The organism is uncultured Microbacterium sp. (assembly GCF_913776565.1).
Taxonomy (GTDB): domain Bacteria; phylum Actinomycetota; class Actinomycetes; order Actinomycetales; family Microbacteriaceae; genus Microbacterium.
Genome location: NZ_CAJYPF010000066.1, coordinates 1 through 2,745, shown reverse-complemented (window position 1 = coordinate 2,745; position 2,745 = coordinate 1). Strand labels below are relative to the sequence as shown.

Genomic DNA, 2,745 nt, shown 5'->3' with positions numbered 1-2,745 from the left:
GCTGCTGCCGGCCGATCCGGCCGGCGCGCGCTTCGACGCCTGACGACGTTCCGGACGCCCCGGTCCCGCTCGCGCGGGGTCGGGGCGTTCTGTCACCTCGGACGTGCTGCCCGGCGCGGTCGACAGGCTGCGGCTCGGCCCCGGGCGTGCTGCCCCTGCGTGGGGGGCAGGCGGATGCCACGCGTGAGGGACCGAGGCTGCGCGGCGCCATATGACGCCCGGCAGAGCCCGCTCGCCGCGACTGTGCCAGGCTGGACGGGATGACCATCGAGCCCCCCGCCCCCGGTGAGCCGCGCCGCCCCCACGGGCCGCGTGATCCCGGCGATGCCTGGGTGGTCGCACCGACGGGCGAGAGGTACTGGGGCCGTTTCGGTGCCGCGGGACTGCTCGCGCTCGACCCCGAGCGTGGGGTGCTCCTGCAGCACCGCGTCGCGTGGAGCCATTTCGGCAACACCTGGGCGCTGCCCGGCGGGGCCCGGCACCAGGGCGAGTCTGCGCGCGACGGAGCGTTACGCGAGTCGCACGAGGAGGCGGGAGTGCCGGTGGATGCCGTGCGCGCCCGGTTCGAGAGCATCCTCGATCTGGACGTCTGGTCATACTCGACTCTCGTCGCCGACGTGACGACCCCGTTCGAGCCGGTGATCAGCGACCCTGAGAGCGTCGCCCTCGAGTGGGTCGCCGTCGACCGGGTCGACGAGCTACCCCTTCATCCGGGCTTCGCGGCGTCGTGGCCCGCGCTGCGAGCAGGGCTGGCGACGCGACCGGCGATCGTGGTCGATGTCGCGAACGTCATGGGCGCCGTGCCCGACGGGTGGTGGAAGGACCGCGCGGGAGCCGCCGGGCGCCTGCTCGCCCGCCTGTCGACGCTCTCCGAGCGGGGGATGGATGCCGCCGCCCTCGGCCTGTCGGCCACGTTCTGGTTTCCGTCGCTCGTCGCCGTGCTCGAGGGGCAGGCGCGATCGGCGGCTTCGGCGGTGGCCGGCTTCGAGGTGCGCGAGGCGGCGGGCGAGGGTGACGACGAGATCGTCGCGGTCGCGCGAAAGCTCGTCGCAGCGCACGACCCGGTGGTGGTCGTGACCAGCGATCGCGGGCTCGCGGAGCGCGTCGAAGCCCTGGGCGCGAGCGTGCGCGGGGCGCGCTGGCTGCTCGATCAGCTCGACTGACGCTCGGGCGGCGGTGCTGCCGGGCGGTGGTGCGTGGTAGAGGGTTGACGTGTCGCGGCGGGGTCGGCGTGCGTAACCTCCGCGATGTGTGCAAAGTCAGGCGGATCGGGCGGGATGCCGCTGAGGTTGTGCGCATCGCGGAGTTTGTGTGCGGCGTGGCCGGTTTCGCGCGGTGGGGAGAAGGGTCGCGCGGCGGGGTCGGCGATGTGCGCGGCGGGGTCGGCGTGCGTAACCTCCGCGATGTGTGCAAAGTCAGGCGGATCGGGCGGGATGCCGCTGAGGTTATGCGCATCGCGGAGTCTGTGCACGGCGCGGCCTGCCTCGCGCGGATGCGGCCGGACCACGGCCGCTGCGGGTTCAACCCCGCAGATGACTGCCCGAGGGCTCACCCGAGCTCGCGACCGCGAAGCTTCTCGATGTCGCGGCGGTCTCGTTTGGTGGGGCGTCCCGCGCCGCGGTCGCGGACGGGGACGAAAGGCATGCTCTCGCGCGACGGCGGCGGGGGAGTGCGATCGTCGAGGGCTTCGGCGACGAGGGCAGCGCCGACGCGCTTGGCGATCGTCTTCTTGACGACGAGGATGCGGTCGAAGCCCTGGATCCGCACGCGCAGTTCGTCGCCGGGGCGCACGGGTTGCGCGGCCTTGGCGCGATCGCCGTTGACGCGGACGTGGCCGGCGCGGCAGGCCGTGGTCGCCGCGGAGCGGGTCTTGTAGACGCGTACCGCCCAGAGCCACGCGTCGACGCGGGCGGTGGTGGCATCCGTCATGAGGTCCTCCTGGGGCGAACTCCCATCGTACGGCGGGGTTCATTCGCGCAGCGTGAGGGCGACGAGAGCGCGGTCGGGCTTGGGGCGATCCACGACGTCGAAGCCGGCGTCCGTGAAGACGGCGACCGTGCCGCGGAACAGCTGATTGGCCGATCGTGCCGTGACGGTGGGGTCGAGAGGGTACCCCTCGACGACGCGCGCGCCGGCGTCGCGGGCGAACGAGACGGCGGCATCCAGGAGCGACCGGGTGAGCCCGGTGCCGCGGTGCTGCTTCCGCACGACGAAGCACGAGACGGCCCAGACCTCGGGGTCGTCGAGCGGCTCGGCGGTGGCGGTCTTGACGTCGCGCGTGCGGGCGAGGCGGGGCTGCGCGGTGCGCGGGCCGACCCGCACCCACCCGGCGGGCTCGCCGTCGACGTAGGCGATCAGGCCGGGGGCGCGGTCGCCCTGCGTCTCGGTGCGCAGGCGCTCGGCCAGCTCGGCGCGCGATTCGTCACGGAACTGCGCGCTGGTCATCAACCACCACTGGCACTGGCACGCCGGTCCGTCACCGCTGTCGAGCGCCGTCTCGGCGTCGTCGAAGCGGCCACCGGTGGCGGGCAGGATCTCGATCGTCATGGTGGCGACCGTAGCGAGAGGCTCCGACATCGACAAGGGTCGCGCCACACGCCCGGGGTGGACGCTGGTTCGCGGCGGTGCCGGGGAGGGGCTAATATAGGGGAGTTGCCTGCTTGCAGGGAACGGGATGTGGCGCAGCTTGGTAGCGCACTTGACTGGGGGTCAAGGGGTCGCAGGTTCAAATCCTGTCATCCCGAC

3 protein-coding genes and 1 tRNA gene are annotated in these 2,745 nt (G+C 73.1%); 2 read left to right on the top strand and 2 right to left on the bottom strand.

Going from position 1 to position 2,745, the window contains the following annotated elements; translation table 11 throughout:
* Positions 1-260 precede the first annotated feature (260 nt).
* Positions 261-1,163 (top strand): NUDIX domain-containing protein, encoded by a 903-nt coding sequence (locus tag QZ433_RS04125; protein WP_295780147.1) that lies wholly within the window; start codon positions 261-263, stop codon positions 1,161-1,163.
* Between the two features lie 385 nt (positions 1,164-1,548).
* Here the strand turns inward: QZ433_RS04125 and QZ433_RS04120 are convergent, their stop codons facing one another.
* Entirely contained in the window at positions 1,549-1,929 is a 381-nt protein-coding gene (locus QZ433_RS04120) for a S4 domain-containing protein (RefSeq protein WP_270352493.1), read from the bottom strand.
* A 39-nt stretch (positions 1,930-1,968) separates the two neighbouring features.
* Entirely contained in the window at positions 1,969-2,547 is a 579-nt protein-coding gene (locus QZ433_RS04115) for a GNAT family N-acetyltransferase (protein ID WP_295780146.1), read from the bottom strand.
* Between the two features lie 123 nt (positions 2,548-2,670).
* On the opposite strand from QZ433_RS04115, the gene QZ433_RS04110 reads away from it, so the two are divergent.
* Positions 2,671-2,744 (top strand) — tRNA-Pro (locus QZ433_RS04110).
* The last annotated feature ends 1 nt before the right edge of the window (position 2,745 follow it).